Annotated in this window: 15 protein-coding genes; 9 read left to right on the top strand and 6 right to left on the bottom strand. The window is 74.1% G+C overall.

What is annotated here, in order from left to right; translation table 11 throughout:
• The first annotated feature begins 14 nt into the window (after positions 1 to 14).
• The 4 genes from SM611_RS04800 to SM611_RS04785 all read left to right on the top strand — a co-directional run bounded on the left by SM611_RS04800 (position 15) and on the right by SM611_RS04785 (position 4,520).
• The gene (locus SM611_RS04800) at positions 15 to 665 is read left to right on the top strand and encodes a hypothetical protein (RefSeq protein ID WP_371947579.1); all 651 of its coding nucleotides are present in this window, start codon (positions 15 to 17) and stop codon (positions 663 to 665) included.
• Positions 662 to 3,265, top strand: a complete 2,604-nt coding sequence (locus SM611_RS04795) for an NACHT domain-containing protein (RefSeq protein ID WP_371947578.1) — start codon at positions 662 to 664, stop codon at positions 3,263 to 3,265. The genes SM611_RS04800 and SM611_RS04795 overlap by 4 nt, the downstream gene beginning before the upstream one ends.
• Positions 3,266 to 3,404: 139 nt before the next feature.
• Positions 3,405 to 3,677, top strand: coding sequence for a hypothetical protein (locus SM611_RS04790; protein ID WP_371947577.1), 273 nt, complete (start codon positions 3,405 to 3,407; stop codon positions 3,675 to 3,677).
• A gap of 228 nt (positions 3,678 to 3,905) precedes the next feature.
• Complete coding sequence (locus SM611_RS04785; protein ID WP_371947576.1) at positions 3,906 to 4,520, top strand: TetR/AcrR family transcriptional regulator; 615 nt, start codon at positions 3,906 to 3,908, stop codon at positions 4,518 to 4,520.
• A 1-nt stretch (position 4,521) separates the two neighbouring features.
• Here the strand turns inward: SM611_RS04785 and SM611_RS04780 are convergent, their stop codons facing one another.
• Genes SM611_RS04780 through SM611_RS04770 form a run of 3 tightly spaced genes read right to left on the bottom strand, consistent with a single transcriptional unit; the run spans position 4,522 to position 7,606 of the window.
• Positions 4,522 to 5,841 carry an oxygenase MpaB family protein gene (locus SM611_RS04780; RefSeq protein ID WP_371947575.1) on the bottom strand — a complete coding sequence of 440 codons (1,320 nt, stop codon included), beginning with the start codon at positions 5,839 to 5,841 and terminating at the stop codon, positions 4,522 to 4,524.
• Positions 5,842 to 5,856: 15 nt separating this feature from the next.
• Positions 5,857 to 6,072 (bottom strand): twin-arginine translocase TatA/TatE family subunit, encoded by a 216-nt coding sequence (gene tatA, locus SM611_RS04775; RefSeq protein WP_371947574.1) that lies wholly within the window; start codon positions 6,070 to 6,072, stop codon positions 5,857 to 5,859.
• 28 nt (positions 6,073 to 6,100) lie between these two features.
• On the bottom strand, positions 6,101 to 7,606 hold the full coding sequence (locus tag SM611_RS04770) for a flavin-containing monooxygenase (protein WP_371947573.1): 1,506 nt from the start codon (positions 7,604 to 7,606) through the stop codon (positions 6,101 to 6,103).
• Positions 7,607 to 7,786: 180 nt separating this feature from the next.
• Between SM611_RS04770 and SM611_RS04765 the strand changes: the two genes are divergently transcribed.
• Both SM611_RS04765 and SM611_RS04760 read left to right on the top strand, forming a co-directional pair.
• A complete protein-coding gene (locus tag SM611_RS04765; protein ID WP_371947572.1) occupies positions 7,787 to 9,652 on the top strand; it encodes a hydroxysqualene dehydroxylase in 1,866 nt (621 codons plus the stop codon).
• Between the two features lie 84 nt (positions 9,653 to 9,736).
• Positions 9,737 to 10,975, top strand: a complete 1,239-nt coding sequence (locus tag SM611_RS04760) for a PucR family transcriptional regulator (protein WP_371947571.1) — start codon at positions 9,737 to 9,739, stop codon at positions 10,973 to 10,975.
• 48 nt (positions 10,976 to 11,023) lie between these two features.
• On the opposite strand, the gene SM611_RS04755 is transcribed toward SM611_RS04760, so the two are convergent.
• Positions 11,024 to 11,974, bottom strand: coding sequence for an ATP-binding protein (locus SM611_RS04755; RefSeq protein ID WP_371947570.1), 951 nt, complete (start codon positions 11,972 to 11,974; stop codon positions 11,024 to 11,026).
• 76 nt (positions 11,975 to 12,050) lie between these two features.
• A complete protein-coding gene (locus SM611_RS04750) occupies positions 12,051 to 12,950 on the bottom strand; it encodes an oxygenase MpaB family protein (RefSeq protein ID WP_371947569.1) in 900 nt (299 codons plus the stop codon).
• A gap of 87 nt (positions 12,951 to 13,037) precedes the next feature.
• Here SM611_RS04750 and SM611_RS04745 point away from each other — a divergent pair, with 87 nt between their 5' ends.
• Positions 13,038 to 13,634 carry a TetR/AcrR family transcriptional regulator gene (locus tag SM611_RS04745; protein ID WP_371947568.1) on the top strand — a complete coding sequence of 199 codons (597 nt, stop codon included), beginning with the start codon at positions 13,038 to 13,040 and terminating at the stop codon, positions 13,632 to 13,634.
• Between the two features lie 209 nt (positions 13,635 to 13,843).
• Here SM611_RS04745 and SM611_RS04740 read toward each other — a convergent pair whose 3' ends face one another.
• Positions 13,844 to 16,546 carry a LuxR C-terminal-related transcriptional regulator gene (locus SM611_RS04740; protein WP_371947567.1) on the bottom strand — a complete coding sequence of 901 codons (2,703 nt, stop codon included), beginning with the start codon at positions 16,544 to 16,546 and terminating at the stop codon, positions 13,844 to 13,846.
• 534 nt (positions 16,547 to 17,080) lie between these two features.
• Between SM611_RS04740 and SM611_RS04735 the strand changes: the two genes are divergently transcribed.
• Together SM611_RS04735 and SM611_RS04730 are read left to right on the top strand one after the other, a co-directional pair.
• Positions 17,081 to 17,851, top strand: a complete 771-nt coding sequence (locus SM611_RS04735) for an AfsR/SARP family transcriptional regulator (protein WP_371947566.1) — start codon at positions 17,081 to 17,083, stop codon at positions 17,849 to 17,851.
• A gap of 398 nt (positions 17,852 to 18,249) precedes the next feature.
• Positions 18,250 to 21,045, top strand: coding sequence for a helix-turn-helix transcriptional regulator (locus SM611_RS04730; protein WP_371947565.1), 2,796 nt, complete (start codon positions 18,250 to 18,252; stop codon positions 21,043 to 21,045).
• The last annotated feature ends 76 nt before the right edge of the window (positions 21,046 to 21,121 follow it).

Here is a 21,121-nt window from a genome sequence, read left to right as displayed (position 1 = left end):
CGGGGAGCCCGAGCATGTTCCTGCGAGGTTTCCGGCGCCGGACGGGCCGTCCGGCGGCGGAACTGGCCGCGCTGTTCCGCTCGATCGTCACCGAGAGCCGCACCGTGCACCCGGTCGCCGCCGACTTCCTGGACCACTTCATGGACGGCGCCGGGGCGTCCCGCACGCTGTCGCGGCGCTGGCTGCGCTCGTTCCGGGCGATCCGGCGCGCCGAGCGCAAGAACCGGCGCCGGTTCGAACGGCAGCTCGCGCGGGCCGCCGCCGCGCTGGACGACGGAGCCTCCACCTGGCTGAACGACCACTGGGACGCGCGGATCAACGCGTTCATCGGCACGGAGCTGTTCTATGTCAGCAGGATGAGCCTGCTGCGCTCGCAGGGTTCGTTCGTCCTGACCCGGGACGGCCGGGAGGTGACGGTGTCGGGCACGGTGCGCCACCACTGGTTCGACCCCTATGACTGGGACCGCGGGCGCTGGGTGTACATCCCGCGGCACGGTTTCGTCCCCATCGCGGTCGGCCGGGAACTGGTCGAGGCCGACGAGGCGCGCAACTACCTGATGGAGGCGCGGCACGTCCAGACGCTGGAGGGCACCTGCACGGACGGCCGGTGGCCGCGGCGCGGCCGGGCGGCGTTCGCGTGGGCGCTGGTGGGGACGGACGGATGACCGGTGGCGACCGCGGTCCGCCCGACCCCGCCGGGGCCGCGAGCACGGCGGAGTTCGTGGGGGCGCTGGTCCGGCTCAGGCGGTGGGCCGGGGAGCCGTCCCTGAGCAGGCTCCGGACCCTCGGCGGCCGGACGGCGACCGCGGACGGGGCGACGATCGACGCGCTGCCGAAGAGCACGGTCTCGCACGTCCTGCGGCAGCCGGGCAAGCTGCCGCGCTGGGACTTCGTCAGGGCCTTCGTCACCGCCTGCCTCCGCTACTGCGACTACCCGGCCGAGTCGATCCCCCTCGAACTGGAACGCTGGCGGGCGGCCCGGACGGCCCTGACCGACGCCCCGGAACCCGCGGCGGCGGACGCGCTTGACGCGGCGAACACGGCGGACGCGCTTGACGCGGCGAACACGGTGGACGCGGTGGACGCGGTGGACGCGGCGGACGCGCCCGCTCCGGCCGCGACGCGGAGCGCGGCCGAGGACGTCTCCGGCGGCTCCGCCGAGCGCCCCGGCCGGGACCCGGCCGTCGAGCTGCTGGCACGCCGGGTGGTGCGGGAGGAGGACCGAGCGCGCAAGGGGATGCTCGGCGGCTACAGCATCGCGCCGGTGTCCTTCGGGACGGACGCCGGCGCCGGCGGCGAGGTCATGGGCGGCCTTCGCTCGATCGGCGGGTTCTTCGCCGGCCTCCGCTCGCGGCGGCTGCTGGTCGTGGGGGAGTCGGGCGCGGGCAAGACGGTCCTCGCCATCGAACTGGTGCTGCAACTGCTCGAACCGTTCCTGACCGGCGACGGGCGCCCTGACGAGCCGGCGATGGTGCCGGTGCGGCTGAACGCGGCCCGCTGGACGCTCGGCAGCCCGTTCGAGCCGTGGCTGGCCGAGCAGCTCCGGCGGGAGTACGGGCTCGCCGCCGGGGACGCGCTGCGCCTGGTGCGGGAGCGCCGCGTGCTGCCGGTGATGGACGGGCTGGACGAGCTGGACCCGGAGCCGTCCACGGGCCCGCCGCGCCGCGCGATCGGGCTGCTGACCGAGCTCAACCGCTACAGCGACCTGTCCGGACGGAGGCCCGGCCCGGTCGTGGTGACGTGCCGGGCCGACCGCCACGCCGAGCTGTTCGAGGCCCGGATCGGCCTGGAGGACGCCGTCCGCGTCCACCTGCACGACCTGACCGCCGGGGAGATCGCCGCGTACCTGCGGGCCCGCTGGCCGGACGGCCATCCGTGCGCCGCGCACCGGGACGGCATCGGCGCGGCGCTGTCCGGCCCGTCGGGGACCGCCGTGCGGATGGCGCTGGCCACGCCGTGGCGGCTGCTGCTGATCGCGACCGCGACGGAGTCGGGCGCCCGTCCGGACGAGCTGCTGGAAGCGGACACCGGCGCCGGCGCCGGCGCCGACCCGCGCGAGGCGGCGGACCGGATCGCCCGCAGGCTGCTCTCCATGTACGTCCCGGCGGCGACCCGGCTCACGCCGCGCGCCGCCCACGGCACCCCGTACGAGCCGGAACAGGTGCGGACCTGGCTCGTCCACCTGGCCGCGCACCTGCGCCGGCAGGCCGCCGCCGCGGACGGGGGGCCGCCCGGCCTGACCTCGAGCGACATCGTCCCGCACCTGCTGTGGCCGATCGGCGGCCTGCGCCGGGTCCGGGCGCTGCACTGCCTGGCCGGCCTGGTCCTCGCGGTCGTCGCCATGCTGGCGTTCTGGACGGGGTCGGCGGTCGACGGCGCGGGCGACCTCGGCGACGGGCTCGACCCCGGCGAGGCGCTGACGCTGGCGCTGATGGCGGGCTGGGTGGCCATCGCCACCGGCCTGTCGCTGTCGCCGTGGCCGGCCGCCGCCGGCGGGCGGGGCAGCGTTCCGCGCGGGCGGCGCCTGGCCGGCTGCCTGCTCGGCGTCCTGGCGGGCCTTCCGATCGGCGTCGCCGGCGGGCTGACCGGCCTCTGGCTGACCGGGGGACGGGTGTTCGGCCCCGGCTACGCCGTCGCCGCGGGGGCGGCCGGCGGCGCGGTGCTCGGCGCGGTCGTCGGGCTGACCGCCGCCGGACGGCGGGGGGCCGAGCACCTGACCGTGTCCGAGGCGGTGCGCGCCGGACCGGTCGCGCTGCTGGGCTTCGGCCTCTGCGGCGCGCTCACCGGGCTGCCGCCGCTGCGGCTCGCTCACGCCGGCCCGCTGCACCTGGCGCTGGGCGTCGCGGGCGCGTTCGCGCTGGCCGTCACGCTCGGCATCGGCTTCCGGATCACCGCGGGCGGCTGGAGCAAGGACGCGGAGCTGACCCACCCGCGCGAGGCCCTGCACCGCAACCCCGCCATCGGCACGGCCTTCGGCCTCACCGGGGGCGTCGCGGCCTTCCTGGTGTTCGCCATGAACCGGGGCATCGCCGGGTCGCTGGCGTGCGCGCTGGTCGGCGGCGTGGCGTTCGGCCTCTCCTTCGGCGCGATCGCCTGGGCCCGCGCCATGATCGGCCTGGCCGCCGCCGCGGCGCGCGGCCTGCTGCCGCTGCGGCTCTGGGTCTTCCTCGACTGGGCCTGCGAGGCCCGGCTGCTGCGCGTCAGCGGGGCGACCTACCAGTTCCGGCACCGCGAACTCCAGGATTTCCTGACCCCGCCCGAGTAGCCGCCCGGAATGGCGCCCGCCCGAAAGGCGTGAACATGTGGGAGCACGCCGTCTACCAGGGCCGGCACGCGGCGTGGCACAACTACACGAGGGTCCCCTATGTGGGCGCATACACCGTCGCCAGCTCGCGGGCGGCGCGGTGACGGCCGGCGCCGCCCAGGCGCGGCTGGCGTGCCCGACCGGCTTCGTCTGCTTCCAGGAGACGGCCGCGGGCGGACGGATCGTGCGGATCGCCGAGGGGCAGGGGGCCTACTTCGCGGGCGGCGCGCGGGTCTACGAGGCCACGAACAACACCGGCCTCACCTACTGCGTCACCAGCACGCCCTATGACTACGCGCTGCGGCCCGGCCAGCGGGTGGCGCGCGACCACACCGTCTACCGGGCCGCCCCGGGCACCGGCTGCCCCTTCTGACGCGGGCCACGCCACCACGGGGACGCCACCACGGGGACGCCACCACGGGGACGCCACCACGGGGACGCCACCACGGGGACGCCACCACGGGGACGCCATCACAGGGACGCAACGACTGGCAGGCGGGCAAGCGGGCGGCGGTGCCGGGTATCTCGACGTGAAAGAATGTCATTCCCGGCGCATCCGTCCCGCCGCGTCCCCGCGGCTTCGACAGAAAGGCCTGCCGCCATGGCGAACCGCGTCCCCAAGCCGCGGCTCCGGGCGCCGGTCCGCAAGGCGCTGATCATGGCCGCGGCCCTGAAGGTGTTCGCGGAGAAGGGCTACCACGGCACCTCGCTGGGGGAGATCGCGGCGGCGGCCGGGGTGGCGCGGACGGTGCTGTACGACCACTTCCCGTCCAAGCGGGTGCTGCTGCTGGCGGTCATGCAGGAGGAGAACGCGGCGCTGATCGAGCACGTGGGTGCCCGGATCGCCGGCGCCGGCTCCGCCGAGGACCGGATGCGCTCGACCATCGACGCCTACTTCAGCTTCGCCGAGAGCCGTCCCGAGGCCCGCCGCCTGCTGTTCGACCGCGCCGACGAGGACGACCCGGAGATCCGCGTCGTCCGGCAGGGCATCCGCGAGTCGCGCACGCACACGGTGACGGCCCTGCTGGCCGACGACATCCGCATGGTCGGGGTGGCGCCCGGCGAGCCGATCGCCGAGGCGATGGTCGAGCTGATCATCACGGGGCTGGACGGCGTGGCGCAGTGGTGGGAACGCTTCCCCGAGATGCCCAGGTCGGCGCTGGTGGAGGGCGCGATGCGGCTGCTGTGGACCGGCCTCGGGACGAAGGACGACTAGGTCACGCCACGCTGGTGTCGTGGTGGTCGTAGGGCGTGCCGGACACCCCCGACCGGGCGGCGAGCCGGGTCACCAGCGCGAGACCGGCCCGCTGCCATCCGTCCCCGTCGCGTGCCCGCCGCCGCATGCGTCGTTCGGTGAAGGGCAACCGGTCACCGGCCCTGCGCAGGAGGACGTTGAGGTGGACGAGGCGTTCGGCGATGCGCTGCCACGGCTGGAGCCGGACCGCCGCCAGCGGTGACGCCCCCAGCAGGGCGCGGACGAGGGATTCGCCGGTGAGGGCGGAGATCAGGCCGAGCACCGGGGCCGCCGCGTGGAGCTGGAGCCGGCGCCGCACCGGGCTGCGGCTGAGGACCCGCTCGCAGGCGGCGTTGACCGTGACGGCGGTCCAGTCGGTCGGGCCGCCGGCGGTGAGGATCATGTGGTGGGCCATCCGCAGGGCGTCGGTGGCGTCGCGCGGGATGAGCTCGTCGGCCACGCCCATCAGATGGGCGATGGAGGACCAGTACAGCATGACGTCGTCCAGGTCGGCCGGAGAGATCCGTCTTCCGTGGGCGTGGTCGAACAGCGGCGGCAGCAGCCCGAAGGTGACCGCGGCGCCCATGGTCATGGCGTTGGAGATGGGGTTGCCGTGCCGGGCGAAGTGCTCCTCGCCCCAGATGCGGCGGAGCGCGAGCCGCGCCTGCGCGTGCATCAGCCGCACCCGGACGATGCTCTTGAAGGCGGGGGAGCGGCGGTCGGCTCCGCCGGGGCGGGTGACGCCGTAGAACCAGGCGACCGTCTCCAGCTCGCGGCGGCGGAAGTCGGCGAGGAACCTGCGGGTCTGACCGGTCGCCGAGGAGACCTCCGCGCCGACGAACGTGCCCATGGCGTCGCTGAGCATCATCGTCGCCTTGCCGGCGAGGGACGAGTTGATCCACAGCCGGCGTCCGCGCTCCCACCTGCGGGCGTCGAACCACTCCGGCGGGTCGTCCAGCTGCCGGAAGAGGTCCACCAGCGCGGGCGGGGGATCGGCGACAGTGTCGATCCCACGGTCGAGCGCCCGGTCGAACATCGCGCGTCCGCGCGCCATCCCCGTCTTCTTGAAGGCCGCGACGACGGCGTCCATCAACTCGTCGCCCTGCCAGCGGTGGTCGTCGAAGAGCCGGGTCAGCGGTGTCCCCGCCGGCGTCGCCGCGACGGGGACCCAAGGGGAGAACTGCTCGATGTGGGGTTTGGTCAGCCAGAGGTCCGAGGGTCGCGCGCTCTCGGGTCCGGGCCGGAGTTCCATGCCCTCCCGGTAGTAGTAGTCGTAGGGATGCCGGTCAGCCAGGATGGACATGCGGTCTTCCAACCCCTACCTCGCCGAGCGGACGTCGCCGCGGTCGGCGGTCAGGGGCCTGGGGCGGACGGGCTCGTCCGGCGCCTCGTCGTGGAGGGCCTGCGTCTCGCTCCTGAGGATGCGGGCGGACTTGCCCAGCGAGCGGGCCAGCTGCGGGAGCTTGGCCGAGCCGAACAGGAGCAGGACGACGAGGAGGATGATGAGGATCTCGCTGGTGCCGAGGCCGGCCATGGGGTTCCTTTCGCCAGTGTCCGAGGGGTCAGGCGTGCTTCCGGGGCTCGGGGTGTTCGAGGTGGTAGTCGGCGGGGTCGAGGCGGCGGGTGAGGCGGCGGTAGCCGGTCATGGAGCCGGGCCAGTTGTTGGTGTTGCGGCGGTCGCCGTCGAGGTACCAGCTGTCGCAGCCGCCCTGGTTCCAGACGGAGGTGCTCAGCCGCCGCTGGGCGTGCTCGTCGAAGCGGTCGAGGACGTCGGCGCGGACGTCCAGGGAGGTGGCGCCCTTCGCGAGGAGCCGCGCGGCCTGGACGATGTAGGCGGCCTGGCTTTCGAGCATGTGGACGATGGAGCCGGACCCGACGTTGGTGTTGGGCCCGTACATGAGGAAGAAGTTGGGGAAGCCGTTGACGGCGAGGCCGAGGTAGGCGCGGGCCCCGTCCTTCCAGGCGGCGTTGAGCTCGGTGCCGTGCGAGCCGGTCACGCGCATGGGGGCGACGAAGTCCTGGGAGCGGAATCCGGTGGCCCAGATGATGGTGTCGAAGGTGTGGTGGTCCCCGTCGGCGGTGCGGGCGCCGTACGGGGTGATCTCGGCTATGGGGCTGTCGACGACGTGCACGTTGGGCCGGTTGAGGGCGCCGTAGTACTCGCTTGAGGTGAGGATGCGCTTGCAGCCGGGCTCGTAGCGGGGCGTCAGCCGGGCGCGGAGGCCGCGGTCGCGGACGGACAGGAGCGCGAACCGGCACATGGCGCGGATGTGCGCCGACAGCAGCCGGCGGCCGTGCGGGGAGACCAGGGCCGGGTTGAGCAGCAGCTCGAACCACAGGAAGATCCCCAGCCTGGACAGCCGCTGCGCGATCGGCGCCCGGCGGTTGAGGGCGTGCCGCCAGCGGGGGTAGACGCGGTCGGGTTTGCGGCTGATCCAGTGCACCTCGATCTGGAAGACCGTCAGGCGCTCCACGGTGGGCGCGATGAGCGGGACGAACTGGATGGCGCTCGCGCCGTTGCCGACGACGGCGACGCGCTTGCCCTCCAGGTCGTGGTCGTGGCGCCAGCGCGCGGAGTGGAACGCGGTCCCGGTGAAGCGGTCCTGGCCGGGCAGCGCCGGGACGGCCGGGTTGGACAGCTGCCCGCACGCGGCGACGAGCAGGTCGTACTCGGCCGTCCCGCCGTCGGCGGTGTGGACGCGCCACCGGCCGGTCGCGGGGTCGTAGTCGGCGTCGGTGACGTGGGTGCGGAGGCGGAGGTGCGGGGTCAGCCCGTACTTGGCGGCGCAGTGCCGGAGGTAGTCGAGGATCTCGGGCTGCTCGGCGAACCGGCGCGTCCAGTCGGGCTTGGGCTCGAAGGAGTAGGAGTACAGGTGGGACGGGGCGTCGCAGGCGGCGCCCGGATAGGTGTTGTCGCGCCAGACCCCGCCGGGCCCGTCGGCCTTCTCGTAGATGGTGAGGTCGGTGAAGCCGGCCTTCTTCAGGGCGATGGCCAGGCCGATCCCGCTGAACCCGCTTCCGACGATGGCGATCGAGACCGCCCGATCTCTCCCGTTACCGACATTCATGTCGGTTAGAGTGGCTGGTCCGGAGGGTGAACGTCAAGATGGCCGCGCCAGAAACCCCTCAGAGAAGCGAAATTCGGCGCAAAAAGGGTCTTGACGGCCCGCGCCCGGCGTCTCCATAGTGGGGTCCCACTCGCAACCGACATCAGTGTCGGTTAGCACCACCCCTCCAAGGAGTGCGCCGTGCAGGACGACAAGACTCCATCGCAGACCGGGCAGGGCGAGGCTGAGCAGGACGGGACCGCAAGGACGCCGGGCGGGGTCGGCCGCCGCCAGTTCGTGACGGGTGCGCTGACGGCGGCCGGTGCGGTCGCCGCGGCCGGGGCGCTGGGCCAGGGGACCGCCTCGGCCGCGACCCCGTCCGCGCGGCGCGCTCCGCGCACCGGCCGGGCCGCGGCGGGACGCCGCGTGGCGATCTTCGGCGGCGGGATGGGCGGCCTGTCCACCGCGCACGAGCTGGCCGAGCGCGGGTTCCAGGTCACCATCTACGAACGCAAGGCGTGGGGCGGCAAATGTCGCAGCATGCCCGTCCCCGACACCGCGGGCACGGGGCGGCGGGACCTCCCCGCCGAGCACGGGTTCCGGTTCTTCCCCGGCTTCTACCAGAACCTCCCCGACACCATGTCCCGCATCCCGCTGCCGGGCGGCGGCAACGCCGCCGGCAACCTCACCGCCGGGACCGAGGTCGCCGCGTTCTACAACGGCACCAAGCTGGTGCTGCCCGCCCGCGGCACCATCGAGGGCACCCTCAGCCCCGACTCGCTGCTGACGTTCCTCGCCACCGGGCTCAACGTGCTGGGCACCGTCCCCGCGTGGGAGGTCGGCTACTTCCTGCAGAAGATGATCGCGTTCGTCACCAGCGGTCCGCTGCGCAGGTACAAGCAGTGGGAGGACATGAGCTTCGCCCAGTTCGTCCACTCGGACAAGATGTCCAAGCAGTACCAGGAACTGCTGGTGCAGATGTTCACCGGCACCCTGGTCGCCGCCAAGCCCGACAAGGCCAACGCCCACACCATGGGCAAGATGGCCGAGGCGTGGGTCTACAGCACGCTCGGCCTGGGCGGCTACAAGGCCCCCGACCGGCTGCTCAACGCCCCGACCAACGAGGCGCTGATCGACCCCTGGATCACCTACCTCAAGTCGCTCGGCGTGGTGTTCCAGCCCGACGCCACCCTCACCGGCCTCACCGTCACCGACAGGAAGATCAGCGGGGCCCAGGTCACCGGAGCGAACGGCACCACCACCGTCGAGGCCGACCACTACGTGCTGGCCGTGCCGGTGGAGCGGGCGGTCCCGCTGCTCAACGACGACATCCTGGCCGTCGACCCGTCCCTGCGGTCGCTGCGCGAGCTGACGACCGACTGGATGAACGGGATCATGATCTACCTGCGCCAGCCGATCAACCTCGCCAAGGGCCACGTCGCCTACGCCGGGCAGCCGTGGGCGCTGACCTCCATCAGCCAGGCCCAGTTCTGGAAGAACAAGTTCGGCACCACGTACGGCAAGGGCGACGTCAACGAGTGCCTGTCGATCGACCTGTCCGCCTGGGACCAGCCCGGCATCCTGTACAACAAGGCCGCCCGCGACTGCACCCACGAGCAGATCTTCAAGGAGGTCGTCGCGCAGCTGCGCAAGGCGATCCCGTGGGGGCCGGTCGTCCTGAACGACGCCAACATCCACTCCTACTTCATCGACCCCGCCATCACCGGCAACGGCACCCCGCAGGTCGCCAACGACGAGCCGCTGCTCATCAACAAGCCCAGCTCGTGGAACCACCGGCCCGAGGCCACCACCGCCCTGCCGAACCTGTTCCTGGCCTCCGACTACGTCCGCGCCGACATCAACCTGGCGACCATGGAGGGCGCCAACGAGGCCGGCCGCAAGGCCGCGAACGCGATCCTGGACGCCTCCGGCGTCGGCGGCACCCCCGCCAAGCTGTTCGAGATGTACCTGCCCAAGGAGTTCCAGGGCTTCTACGACGACGATGACCGCCGGTTCAAGGCCGGCCAGGCCAACGCCTTCGACCTCTGGGACCCGGCCAAGCCCTGACCCTGACCCCACCCCAGAGCCGCCTCCCGCGGCCGGCCGGCCACGCGCCGACCGGCCGGCCGCGGGCGGCCGGAAGGCCGCACCATGCCCACCAGCCACGAAACCCTCGCCCGCTCCCGCACGAGTGGCGCGCCGCTCCGGCGACTGCGCCGGCTGGTCCCCGACATCGCGGCGGAGGCCGCGGACACCGCGCGCGCCCAGGTCCTCGCCTACGCCTGGGGGCGACCGGACGACCGCGACCTCCTCCGCGAGGCCGTCGCCGTCGCGCTCGCCGCCTTCCTCGGCTCGCCGGAACCGCCCTGCGAGCCCCCGGCACAGGCCCTCCGCGCCTTCCGGGAGCTGGGCGGCGCCGAGGCGGCGGGCGGCCGCGGCCCCGACGACCTGCGCGCGCTGCTGTCGGTCACCATCGGCGTCGTCGCCGAGCACCTCACCGAGGAGGCCGCCCGGCACGGCGTCGACCTCGGCCCCGGGCGCGGCGGCGCCCTGCTGCGGACCGGCCTGGCCTACAGCGACCGGCTCCGGCAGGCCGCCGCGGCCGGGCATTACGCGGTGGACGCGCGGGACGCCGGCGGCGCCGGCCGGGAACGGCGCCGCCTCGTCGAGCTGCTGCTGCGCGCGGCCCCCGACCCCGGCGAGCTCCGGGAGGCGGCCGCCCGCGCGGGCTGGCCGCTGCCCCGGACGGTCGCCGCGATCGCCGTGGGCGGCCGCCGCGGCCCCGCCGCCCCCTCCCGGTTCCTGCCCGCGGACGTGCTCAGCGGGCTGCACCTGGACGTCCCGTGCCTGATCTTCCCCGACCCGGGCGGCGCCGGCCGCCGCGCCGTGCTGGAGACGATGCTCGGCGACCACCCCGCCGTCGTCGGCCCCACCGTCGAGGTCACGCGCGCCGCGCTGTCGCTCCGGCTGGCGTGCCGGGGGCTGGACCTCCTCCCCTCCGACGTCCTGTCCGCGGGCGGCCCGGTGCACGTGCGGGAGCACATCCCGACGCTGCTGCTGGTCCAGAACCCGGAACTGACCCGCCGCCTCGCCGACCGCAAGCTCGCCCCGCTGCGGCGCCTCCGCCCGCTCCAGCAGGCCAGGCTCGTGGAGACGCTGCTGGCCTACTTCGAATGCGGGTTCAACGCCAACAGCGCCGCCGTCCGCCTGCACACGCACCCGCAGACCGTCCGCAACCGGATCCGCCGGCTGGAGCCGCTCTTCGGTCCCGACCTGTACGACCCCGCCAGCGCCCTCGACTACCTGATGGCACTGCACAGCTGGCGACTGGACGCCGCCGCGGGCGACGGCGCCAAGACCGTCCCCCGCCGAACCAAGAGAACGGCATGACGCATGGAACTGACGTACCACGCAGGTGCTGCACGTCCAGCCCGTCGTCTAGCCGGGGAGCGGCAGGGACGGACGCAGATGCTCCTCAAGGCCGAGGTCCCTGATCGTGTCCCCGCGCGCGAGCCGCAGCTGCGTGGCGAACAGGTCCAGCCCGGCCAGCCGCTCGGTGACGGAGTGCCCGCTGTGCAGGTGCGGGTCGACGCGCGTCAGGAAGAACCGCCTGGTGGGGGTCAGCAGGAAGGTCATGGTGCTCACACCGCGATAGGGCATCGCGCCGGCCAGCCGCATGGCGGCGTCGAGCAGCAGGAAGCGCGTGGGGGCGGGCAGGCCGGCGGCGGGCGCCTGCCATCGGGGCGCATCCGAACCGCGCCGGAGGGGCTGCCGCTCCCAGAGATGGGCGACCAGCCGTCCGTCGCCCACCGTCTGGACCTCGACCCGCGCGGTGCGCTCCACGAACTCCTCGACGTACACGTCCCGGACCGTCCCGGACGCCGCCCATCGTGCGCGGAGGCGGCGCAGACCGGCCGGGTCCTCGACGACGCACGCCCCCGTCCTGCCGGGTGGGGACGCCGGACGCAGCAGGACGGCCTGCCCCCGCAGCGAGGCCAGGAACGCCTCGGCCTCCTCCCACGAGACGGGGTCCGCCGGCCCCGGCGGGACGGGGACGCCGACCGCGCCGGCCAGGGCGCGCATCCGCCCGCGATCGGTGATGGTCTCCAGGACGTCCGGCGGCGGGCCGATCAGCGTCAGGTCGGCCCGGGCGCAGCGGCGGGCGAACCGGGCGTCCAGGCTGAGCGCTCCGCGCCCCGGATGGACGAGGCCGGCGTCCGCCCGCGCCGCCGCCTCCAGGACGAGGCCGGCGTCGGGGCACGCGCCGTGGGGAGTACGTTCGTCGAGCATTTCGCGCAGCGCGAGCGACCGCCAACCCAGCTCGGCGGCGGCCCGGGCGATGCGGACGGCGGTCTCGCCCTCGTCGGCGATCAGCAGCGTCCGGCCCATGGCGATTCTCCTTAACAAGCGTTCCCGCCGGGAGTTGCGGGTCGTTCTCTGTCAAGGCTGGTGTTCGGCCCGTCCGTCACTCGGTCCGGTGGGGACGGTAGCGTTCGCCGCGCGTCTTCGCCCCGATGACGCGCATCGAGGTCAGCAGCGTCCGCTGGTTGACGCGCCGCGGCAGGGGGCGGGTCATGATGCGGATCCGGGTCGCCATCCGGTCGAATCCGCGCTGTTCCGCGGCGCTCCACTCGATGCCGAGCCGTTCCCTCACCGGCGCGGGGAGGCACCCGATCGCGATGCGGGTGCCCAGCCGCCGCAGGACCGGACGTCCCATCCGGATGGCGAACGACGGCACGAACGGCACCGCCCCGATGCCGTCCGTCCGCGCGATCTCGATGCACCGCGCGGCGGGCGGGGTCATCTCCAGGCGTTCGGCGCAGAAGGTGTCGAAGGCGTCCTGGAAGGAGCGGTAGTCGGGCGGCACCGGCCGCATCGACACGCCGTACCGCTCGTACCAGGTGACGGTCTCGGCGTAGAGGCGCTCCCGGTCGGCCGGTGTCAGCGCGCGCGCCGGGAAGAACAGTTCGGCGGTGCGGAACATGTGCCAGGTGAAGGTGGCGTGCGCCCACCAGAACGTCTCGGGGTCGAGGGCGTGGAATCTGCGGCCCGCGGAGTCCACCCCTTTGATGTCCAGGTGCAGATCGCGGATGCGGCGGCCGCGCTCGGCGCCGTCCGGCTCGAAGATGGTGGCCCAGATCTGCGGGACCGAGCGCCAGATCCGGCCGAACGGGTCGTCGAAGAAACCCGATTCCTCCGCGACGGCGGTGCCCAGCGGCGGATACATCAGCTGCAGCAGCCCGGTGGCGCCGCCCGGGATGGCCGCGCGCAGGTCTCCGGCGACCCTCCAGAGCACCGACTCCGGACCGAGCGCCGCGTTCCCGGCCGGCGGGACGGCGGACGTACGCGTTTCAGGTGTCGTCATCCGGACCCTCCTCTTCAGCGATGCAACAATGACACGAGAATGTCGCAAGTGTCCAGAGACGGATTCCGGGTGGGCATAATTGGGCCCGTGAGCGTCCCGACCCCGCCTCCAGGTTTCGTCGAGCGCCTTCCGCCCCCACCGGGCGAGCAGCTGCGGCCGTTCCTGGAGGCCACCGCGATCTGCCTTGCCCGGCACGGCCTGTCCCGCTGCTCGATGAGCGACATCGCCCGCGAGATGGGCGTCTCGCGCAGCACCGTCTACCGGCAGCTCGGCTCCGTCGAGAGCGCCGCGTGGATGCTGCTGTCGCGCGACCTGCACGCCTTCTACGACACGCTGCCGGACCTGTTCGCCGGCGCGCACGGACCCGAGGTGATCATCCGCCCGCTCAGCGCGCTGCTCCGCCAGGCATGGGCCAACCCGGTGCTGGCCAAGGTGCTGCGGGACGAGCCCGACTTCGTCGGCCGCGCGCTCATCTCGCACGTCGGGCCCATGCTCGAGCAGGGCGCGCACATGATGGCGCCGCTCTACCAGGATCTGATGGACGGCGGCGGCATCCGCCGCCAGGACCCCGTCGCGCTGGCGCACTGGATCCTGCGCGTCTTCATGATGCTCACCATCGCCCCGCCCCCGACCGACGTGGACCGGCTCCTGGACGAGATGCTGCTCCCCGTCCTTGCCCCTTGACCCCCCCGACAGCCCCCTGACAGCCCCCTGGGTTGCCGCAATCGGCCAAGTGACACGAGGGCGGTCGCACGACCGCGACGGCCAGGCAGGACACCCCGCGGACGCCGTGGCCGACATCGACCGGAACGGCGCCCAGGCCCTGACCGTCGGCGCCGGCCGGGTCCATGCGGCACCGTCCGGCGGCGCGCGCCGCCGGACGGTCCGCTCGGTCAGGGATCGGGAGGCGTGTGGATGGCGTCCTTCAGGGTCAGGCGTTTCACGTTCAGTTTCCGGTAGACCTTCGTCAGGTGCTGCTCCACCGTGCTCACGGTGATGTAGAGCTTTGCGGCGATCTCCCGGTTGGTGTAGCCGGCCGCGGCGAGTTCGGCGACGCGCCGTTCGGCGTCGCTCAACCTGTGGAGGGCGTCGCCGTCCTCCTCGCCGTCGCGGACGGACGGGAGGTCGGGGAGACCGCATTGCCGCGCCAGGACGTCGGCCCTGCGCGCGAGCTGCCGTCCGCGGTCGGGGTCGCCGAGGCGGTGGTGGACGTCGGCCAGGTCGGCGAGGGCGCGCAGGAGTTCGAGCCGGTCGCCGCAGCCGTCGAGGAGCCGCACCGCCTCGTCGAGGAGGGCCGGACGGTCGCGCGGGTCGTGGGTCGCGGCCTTCACGCGCAGCGTCATGCCGCGGATCCTGGCGTGGGCCGGGTTGGCGAGGGCCAGCGCCTCGTCCACGAGCCTTCTGGCGCCCGCCGGGTCGCCCAGCGCGATGAGGGCCTGGGCGGCGCCGGCGCGCCACGGTTCGACGCCCGAGCCCGGGGGCGCCGGTACCGCGCCGCAGGCGCGGAAGTCGTCCAGGGCCGCGCGGAACCGCTTCGCCGCGAGGTGGTGCTGGGCGCGGGCGTAGAGGTAGTGCTGGCCCATCGGGGTCCGGAACATGGCCTCGGGCACCGCGACGTCGAGGAGTTCCCCGGCCTCCCGTTGCCGGCCCCTGAAGGTCCTGGCCAGGATCACGCACGAGAGCGGGATGCCGATGACGACGCCCCAGCCCTCCGCGGGGATCAGGTCCAGCGCGGCCCCGGCCCGCTCCTCGGCCGCCGGGAGCTCGCCCTGCCGGAGGTGGAGCAGCGCGCGCAGCGCGGTGAAGAACGCGAGCCAGGTCGGGCTGCGCCGGGCCGCCGCCTCGTCGAGCAGGGAGTCGCACCAGGCCGCCGCCCGCGCCGCCGGAGCGCCGTAGGTGAGCGTTCCCAGCGCGATCCCCAGCGGGACGAACGTCCGCTGGTTCAGGCGGGAGCGTTCCAATAGCCGCTCGGCCGAGACCAGCGCGTCGGTGACGGCGCCGTGGGCCAGGTTGGTCACGAGGGCGGCGGCCGCGTCCTGCCCGATGCCGCCCCAGGCCGGCTCGGACCCGTCCGGCGCCCCGACGCCGGACGGCTCGGGCTCCACCACCGACAGCTCGGGGTACAGGTAGGACGGCCAGAGCCGCGGGGGGATGACGTCCGCGTCGGCGGGCCGCCCGCCGTCCGGCCCGCGGGGATCGCCGCGGGCGCTCGCGTCGAGCATCCGCAGCGCCTCGGGCACGCGTCCCTGCCAGAGCAGGAAGGTGAGGGGGGCGATGGCGTAACGCCCGTCCAGCAGGTCCTCACGGAGGGCCAGCCGCAGCTCCGGCAGCCGCCGCCGGACCATGGTGGGGTCGATCCGCCATTCGGCGTCGGCGAGCACGGCCGCGATCGCCGCCCGCCGGCGCTCGTCGCCGCACATCTGGTGCGCCGCCCGCAGGAAGCGGATGCCCGTCTCCAGGTCGTCGCAGGTCAGCGCCTGGACGGCGGCCTCCTGCAGGACGGGGACGGCCCAGGGCGCGTCCTCGCCGTGGTTGCCCGCGACGATGTGCTCGGCCACCTCCGCCGCCGGGACGCCCTCGGCGCGCAGCAGCCGGGCCGCCCGCAGGTGCAGGGTCGCGCGCTCCCCGGCGGGCAGGTAGCCGGCGATCGCGGCCCGCGCCGCGCCGTGCCGGAAGCGTCCGCCGTCCAGCAGGTGCGCCGACGTCAGCGTGGCGACGGCGCGGGCGGCCGACTCCTCGTCGATGCCGAGCAGCGCGCCGAGCAGCTTCGGCGGGAGCGGCTTGCCGAGGACGGCGACCGCCCCGGCGACCTCCGGGACGGGGAACTCGTGGCGCAGGAGGAAGGAGGCGACCGCCCGCCCGAACGCGTCGCCCATGACGCCCTCGGGGGTGCTGGGCTCGGGCCCGGCGAAGTAGTCGTCGACGAGGGCGCGCACGAGCGCCGGGTTGCCGGCGGTCGCCTCGTGGAAGGTGCGCGCCAGACTCCGCGCGGACTTCGCGTCCAGGCGGCGGCCGAGCATCGCGGCCACGCCGTCGGGGGAGAGGGGGCCGAGCTCGATGAGCCGGGAGTGGGGCTCGTGCTGGAACTCGGCGAGCAGCCGGGCGCCGGCCAGGTGCGGGTGGTGCCGCGCGGTGAGCAGCGTGAGCAGGCGGGCGGACCGCAGGCGCCGGACCAGGTACAGCAGGCAGCGCAGCGACGTCCCGTCGGCGTGGTGGACGTCGTCGACGCCGATCACGACCGGCCTGTCCTCGGTCAGTTCCCGGAACACGGTCCAGAGCCCCCGGAAGCGGACGAGGAGGGGCAGGTCGTGGACGTTCAGCAGCCGCGTCGCGCGCTCGGCCGCGGCCTCGGGGACGTGCGGGCCGCGCAGGAGCTGCTCGACCACGCCCCAGGGCAGGCCGGTCTCCAGGGCCGAGGCGACGGCGTGCAGGAAGACGGCTCCGGAGTCGGCGGCCGCCTTCTCGACGGAGCCCAGCAGGGTGCTCTTGCCGGTGCCGACGTCCCCGCTGATGATCGCGACCGCGCTCCGCGCCCGCAGGGAGTCGGCGAGGAGTTCTTCCAGGACGGCGGATTCGTACCGTTGCACCAGGCTCACGAACTCCCTTTGCGGTGATCATTCTTCCGATGGCGGGGTCGGTTTCATGTGATTCGCATCACATGAACTGATCCGTGGGGCGCTCGTACCCACCGGAATCTAGCGAGACGTCCGCCGGTGGGCAACGGAAGGCGCGTGACCGGACGATTCCGGACGGTCGCGAAATGTGGAATGAGCTGCCGTTCCGGCCGCCCCCGACACGGTTATACACATCTATACTTAGGGTTAGAAAGGATGCTCGGCCGAATATGGCTGCCAGCGGCCCGAGTGGGCGGCAAATGCGGTGAATACTTGCGCGCCGGAAGTGCCGCGCCGGGTCCTATCACCGGTCCGCCGATGTCTCCGGCCCCCGAACCGGGGTGCCTAGGGGTGGGCTTCACAGGGGCAAGGGCCGAGCCCCCTGATTCGACGGCACCGCGGATAGGGGTCCCGATTACGGGTACCGATCGCCCTTCTCTCGACACACCATCGGGACGTACGCGGTCCTGGCGGCGGAGCCGTGCCCGACGGCGGGTCCGCCTTGAGGAGGAGATCGTGAGATATGAGGTCCTGGGGCCGGTCCGTCTCGTCGACGGCGCCGACCGCTCCGCCATCAGCGCACGCAAGATCGAGACCGTGCTGACCGTGCTGCTGATCCGGTCCGACCAGGTGGTGCCGCTCGACCAGCTCATCACCGAGATCTGGGACGAGGCGCCGCCCCGCCGCGCGATGGCCGGGTTGCACGTCTACATCTCGCAGGTCCGCAAGTTCCTCGACCGGCCCGGCCGGACCGGCAGCCCGGTCGTGACGCGGGCGCCCGGGTACCTGCTGCGCAAGGGCGACGACGAGATCGACTTCCACCAGTTCCGCGCGGCGGTGGACCGGGGGCGCCGGCTGATGCGCGAGCGGCGGCACGAGGAGGCGGCGGCGTGCCTGGAGGCCGCCCTCGGGCTGTGGCGGGGGCCCGTGCTCGGCGACCAGCGCGGCGGCCCGATCATCGAGGGCTTCGTGACCTGGATGACCGAGTCGAGGCTGGAGTGCCTGGAGATCCTCGCCGAGGCCTACCTGCGGCTCGGCCGGCACCGCGAGGTGATCGGCCGGCTGTACTCGCTGGTCACCGAGAATCCGCTGCGGGAGGTCTACTACCGCCAGCTGATGCTGGCCCTCTACCGGTCCGAGCGGCAGGCGGACGCGCTGGAGGTGTACCGGTCCGCGCGCCAGACGCTGCGGGACGAACTGGGCCTGGAGCCGTGCCGGGCGCTGCGCGACCTGCAGCGGGCGATCCTGACGGCCGACGAGCGGCTGGACCTCCGTGCCGCCTCCTAGGATTCGCCCCGGCCCGGGACCCGCTCGGTACCGGGCGCCTCCGCCCGCCCCAATTCGGTCATGCCTCGGCTCGGATTAGGGTCCGAGGCCCCGCCGGATTTTGTCTGTCCAGGCATTTTTAACCTCCCTTTACTTGTCATGTCGTGACAGTGCGGCCGTGCCATGCGGAATTCAATCGATTCAACTCCGGCGGGCCGCTCTCAGTGGAATTAGCGATCCCGCAGGTCGGGTACCAGTTCTCACTTCGGGCATCGCCTGCCGGCGCGGTGCCCGTTGTCAGGCCGAAGTTCCCGGTGCGAGTATTCGATGTGTTCCGAAGCCGTCTCGATCCGTCGCGCGGGCACCGCCGATGTTGCGGGAAGTCCGCAAGGTGGAGACGCTCTGTCCAGGGGTCGCTGGTGAATTTGATCGAAAGGGAAGGCGAACTCCGCGCGGTGAAAAGCCTGCGCGCGGCGTTCGCGCAGGCAGGCGGCAAAGTCGTGGTGATCAGCGGCGGCGTGGCGACCGGAAAGAGCACCCTGCTGCGCGCCGTCGGGGACGCGGTGAGCGAGTCCGGCGCCCTCTTCCTCGGCGCCGTCGCGTCGCGCGTCGAGCGCACCCTGCCCCTGGGCGTCCTGGAGCAGATCTTTCGCAGCCCCGACCTGCCCGCCGGCAGCGCGGAGCGGGCGACGCGCTGGCTGGCGGCCGGCGCGCCCGCGGCACCCGCGGGGGAGGCCGTGCCGCGCGGTGCCGGGAACGTTCCCCCGCCCGTCCTGCGCGGGCTCTGGGAGGTCATGAGCGAACTCGTCGAGCGGCGCCCGGTCGTGATCGGCGTCGACGACGTGCAGTACGCCGACGCCCCCTCGCTGCAATGCCTGCTGTACCTGCTGCGCCGGCTGCGCTCGGCGCGGCTCCACGTGGTCTTCGGGGAGTGCTCCCACCCGAAGGCCGCGAGCGCGCTGCTCCAGAGCGAATTCCTCCGCGAGCCGTTCTTCCGGCGGATCCGGCTGCAGCCCCTGTCGGCGGCCGGCGTCGCGCGGATGCTCGCCGCGCAGCTGGACGAACGGGCGGCGCAGGACCTGGCGCCCGCGTTCCACGAGGCGAGCGCGGGGTACCCGCCGCTCGTCCAGGCGCTGATCGACGACCACCGGACCGGCCCGCCGGCCGCCGGCGGCGCGTTCGCCCGCGCCGTCCTCCGCTTCCTGCACCGGTACGAGCCGCCGATCATGGAGGTGGCGCGGGAGCTGGCGGTCCTGGACCGGCCGGCCTCGGTGCCGCTGCTCGGCCGGCTGCTCGACCTGGACGCCGCGTCGACGCTGCAGGCGCTCAACACGCTGACCATCGCCGAGGTGGTGGTGAACGGCCGCTTTCGGCACCGGGCCTTCCAGACCGCCATCCTCGACGGGACCCCGCCGTCCGCGCTCCGCACCGCGCACGGCCGCATCGCCGACCTGCTGCACGACGAGGGGGCCCCGGCCGAGGAGGTGGCGGCCCACATCGTCGTCTCGGACCGCGTCGAGGCGCCCTGGGTCGTGCCGATCCTCCGGGAGGCGGCCGACCACGCCCTGACCCGCGACGAGGTCGGCGCCGGCATCCGGTACCTGCGGGCCGCCCACCAGGCGTGCGACGAGGACCAGCGCCGGGTGGTGGCGGCCAGGCTCGTGAACGCGGAGTGGCGCGTCGATCCGGCGATGGTCCTGCGGCGCCTGCACGAGTTCGACCGCGCCGCGCCCGGCGACCCGGCGGACGTCCCGGCCGTGGGCACGGACCTGCCGGCGTCCACGACCTACCTGCTCTGGCACGGACGCGTGGCCGAGGCGCTGCGCGTCGCCGGCGGCCTGCCGGGGCCCGGAGACGGGGCGGACGCCCTCGCGGACCTGGCCACGTCGCGGCTGTGGGGCGCCTACCTCTACCCGCAGCTCTTCAAGCCGGACGCGGCCCACCGGTACGGGGCCGCCGGCGGCGAGCCGGCGTCGGCGGTGCTGAACCCCGAGCTGGAGGGCGCCGACCTGCTGGCGGCCGACCTGGCGCTCGGCGGCCGGCGGCGGGCGCCGGCGGCGGCCGAGAGCATCCTGCAGCGGTCCCGCCTGAACCACCGGACGCTCGTGCCGCTCACGGCGGCGCTGGCCGTCCTCACCTACAACGACAGGCTGGGCACGGCGTGCACCTGGTGCGAGGGCCTGGTGGCCGAGGCCGCCACGCGCCGCAGCCCGACCTGGCACGCGCTGTTCGCGGCCCAGCTCGCGCTGATCCACGTCCGGCGGGGGAACCTGCGCGCGGCCGGGACGCACGCCGAGGCGGCGCTGCGGCTGATCTCCCCGGAGGGCTGGGGCGTGGCCGTGGGCCTGCCGGTGGCCGCCCGGGTGCTGGCCGCGACCGCCATGGGCGACGCGCGGCAGGCGGAGGCGGCCCTCGACATCCCGGTGCCGGAGGCGATGTTCCAGTGCCGGATGGGCGCGCACTACCTGTACGCGCGCGGCCGCCACCACCTCGCCACGGGCCGCGTCCACGCGGCCCTCTCCGACTTCTGCGCGTGCGGGCGGCTGATGGGCGACTGGGGCATCGACCTGCCGGCGGTGGAGCCGTGGCGGGCCGGCGCCATCGAGGCGTGCCTGCTGCTGGGGGAGCCCGAGGAGGCCGGCCGGCTGGCGGACGAGCAGCTCGCGCTCCTCGGCCCCGGGCACCGGCGGGCACGGGGGCTGGCGCTGCGCTCGCTGGCCGCGACCCGTGCCGTCCGGGCGCGACCCGCCCTGCTCGCGGAGGCCGTCGACCTGCTGCGCGGCAGCGGCGACCGGCTCGGGCTGGCCCGCGCGCTGGAGGACCAGGGCCGCGCCGCCGAGCTGCTCGGCGAGCCCGGACGCGCGCGGGCCCTGACCCGCGAGGCCCACGCGATCGCCCGCGAGTGCGGCGCCGGGACGCTCGACCAGGCCCGTGCCGCGGACGGCGGCGGCGACCGTCCGTCCGTGCCGGAGCCCGGTACGCCGCCGCTGCGCTTCGTCGCCGAGCTCAGCGACGCCGAGCTCCGGGTCGCGGCGCTGGCCGCGGCGGGCCACACCAACCGCGAGATCTCCGAGAAGCTGTACATCACGGTCAGCACGGTGGAGCAGCACCTGACGAAGGTCTACCGCAAGCTGAAGGTCGGGCGCCTCGACCTGCTGGCGGTCCTCCAGTTCGCCGAGGAGGCCGGCCACCGGGCGGGCACGGCCGGCGGGTGACCTTTTGGTGCTGCTTTAGGGCCGCCGCCGACGATGGGCGGGCGAGCGGGCCGCGGCAGGCGGGCTCGGTCCGTCC

It is taken from the genome of Actinomadura monticuli (assembly GCF_041463655.1).
GTDB classification, from domain to species: domain Bacteria; phylum Actinomycetota; class Actinomycetes; order Streptosporangiales; family Streptosporangiaceae; genus Spirillospora; species Spirillospora monticuli.
Note: the sequence above shows the minus strand (reverse complement) of the source record. Positions and strands in the feature narration are given on the sequence as shown.

Excerpts from the sequence above, each read along its gene's own strand:
- SM611_RS04770 (WP_371947573.1), bottom strand. The coding sequence starts at position 7,606 with ATGAATGTCGGTAACGGGAGAGATCGGGCGGTCTCGATCGCCATCGTC.
- SM611_RS04750 (WP_371947569.1), bottom strand. The coding sequence starts at position 12,950 with ATGACGACACCTGAAACGCGTACGTCCGCCGTCCCGCCGGCCGGGAAC.
- SM611_RS04800 (WP_371947579.1), top strand. The coding sequence starts at position 15 with ATGTTCCTGCGAGGTTTCCGGCGCCGGACGGGCCGTCCGGCGGCGGAA.
- SM611_RS04755 (WP_371947570.1), bottom strand. The coding sequence starts at position 11,974 with ATGGGCCGGACGCTGCTGATCGCCGACGAGGGCGAGACCGCCGTCCGC.
- SM611_RS04760 (WP_371947571.1), top strand. The coding sequence starts at position 9,737 with ATGCCCACCAGCCACGAAACCCTCGCCCGCTCCCGCACGAGTGGCGCG.
- SM611_RS04795 (WP_371947578.1), top strand. The coding sequence starts at position 662 with ATGACCGGTGGCGACCGCGGTCCGCCCGACCCCGCCGGGGCCGCGAGC.
- SM611_RS04785 (WP_371947576.1), top strand. The coding sequence starts at position 3,906 with ATGGCGAACCGCGTCCCCAAGCCGCGGCTCCGGGCGCCGGTCCGCAAG.
- tatA (WP_371947574.1), bottom strand. The coding sequence starts at position 6,072 with ATGGCCGGCCTCGGCACCAGCGAGATCCTCATCATCCTCCTCGTCGTC.
- SM611_RS04780 (WP_371947575.1), bottom strand. The coding sequence starts at position 5,841 with ATGTCCATCCTGGCTGACCGGCATCCCTACGACTACTACTACCGGGAG.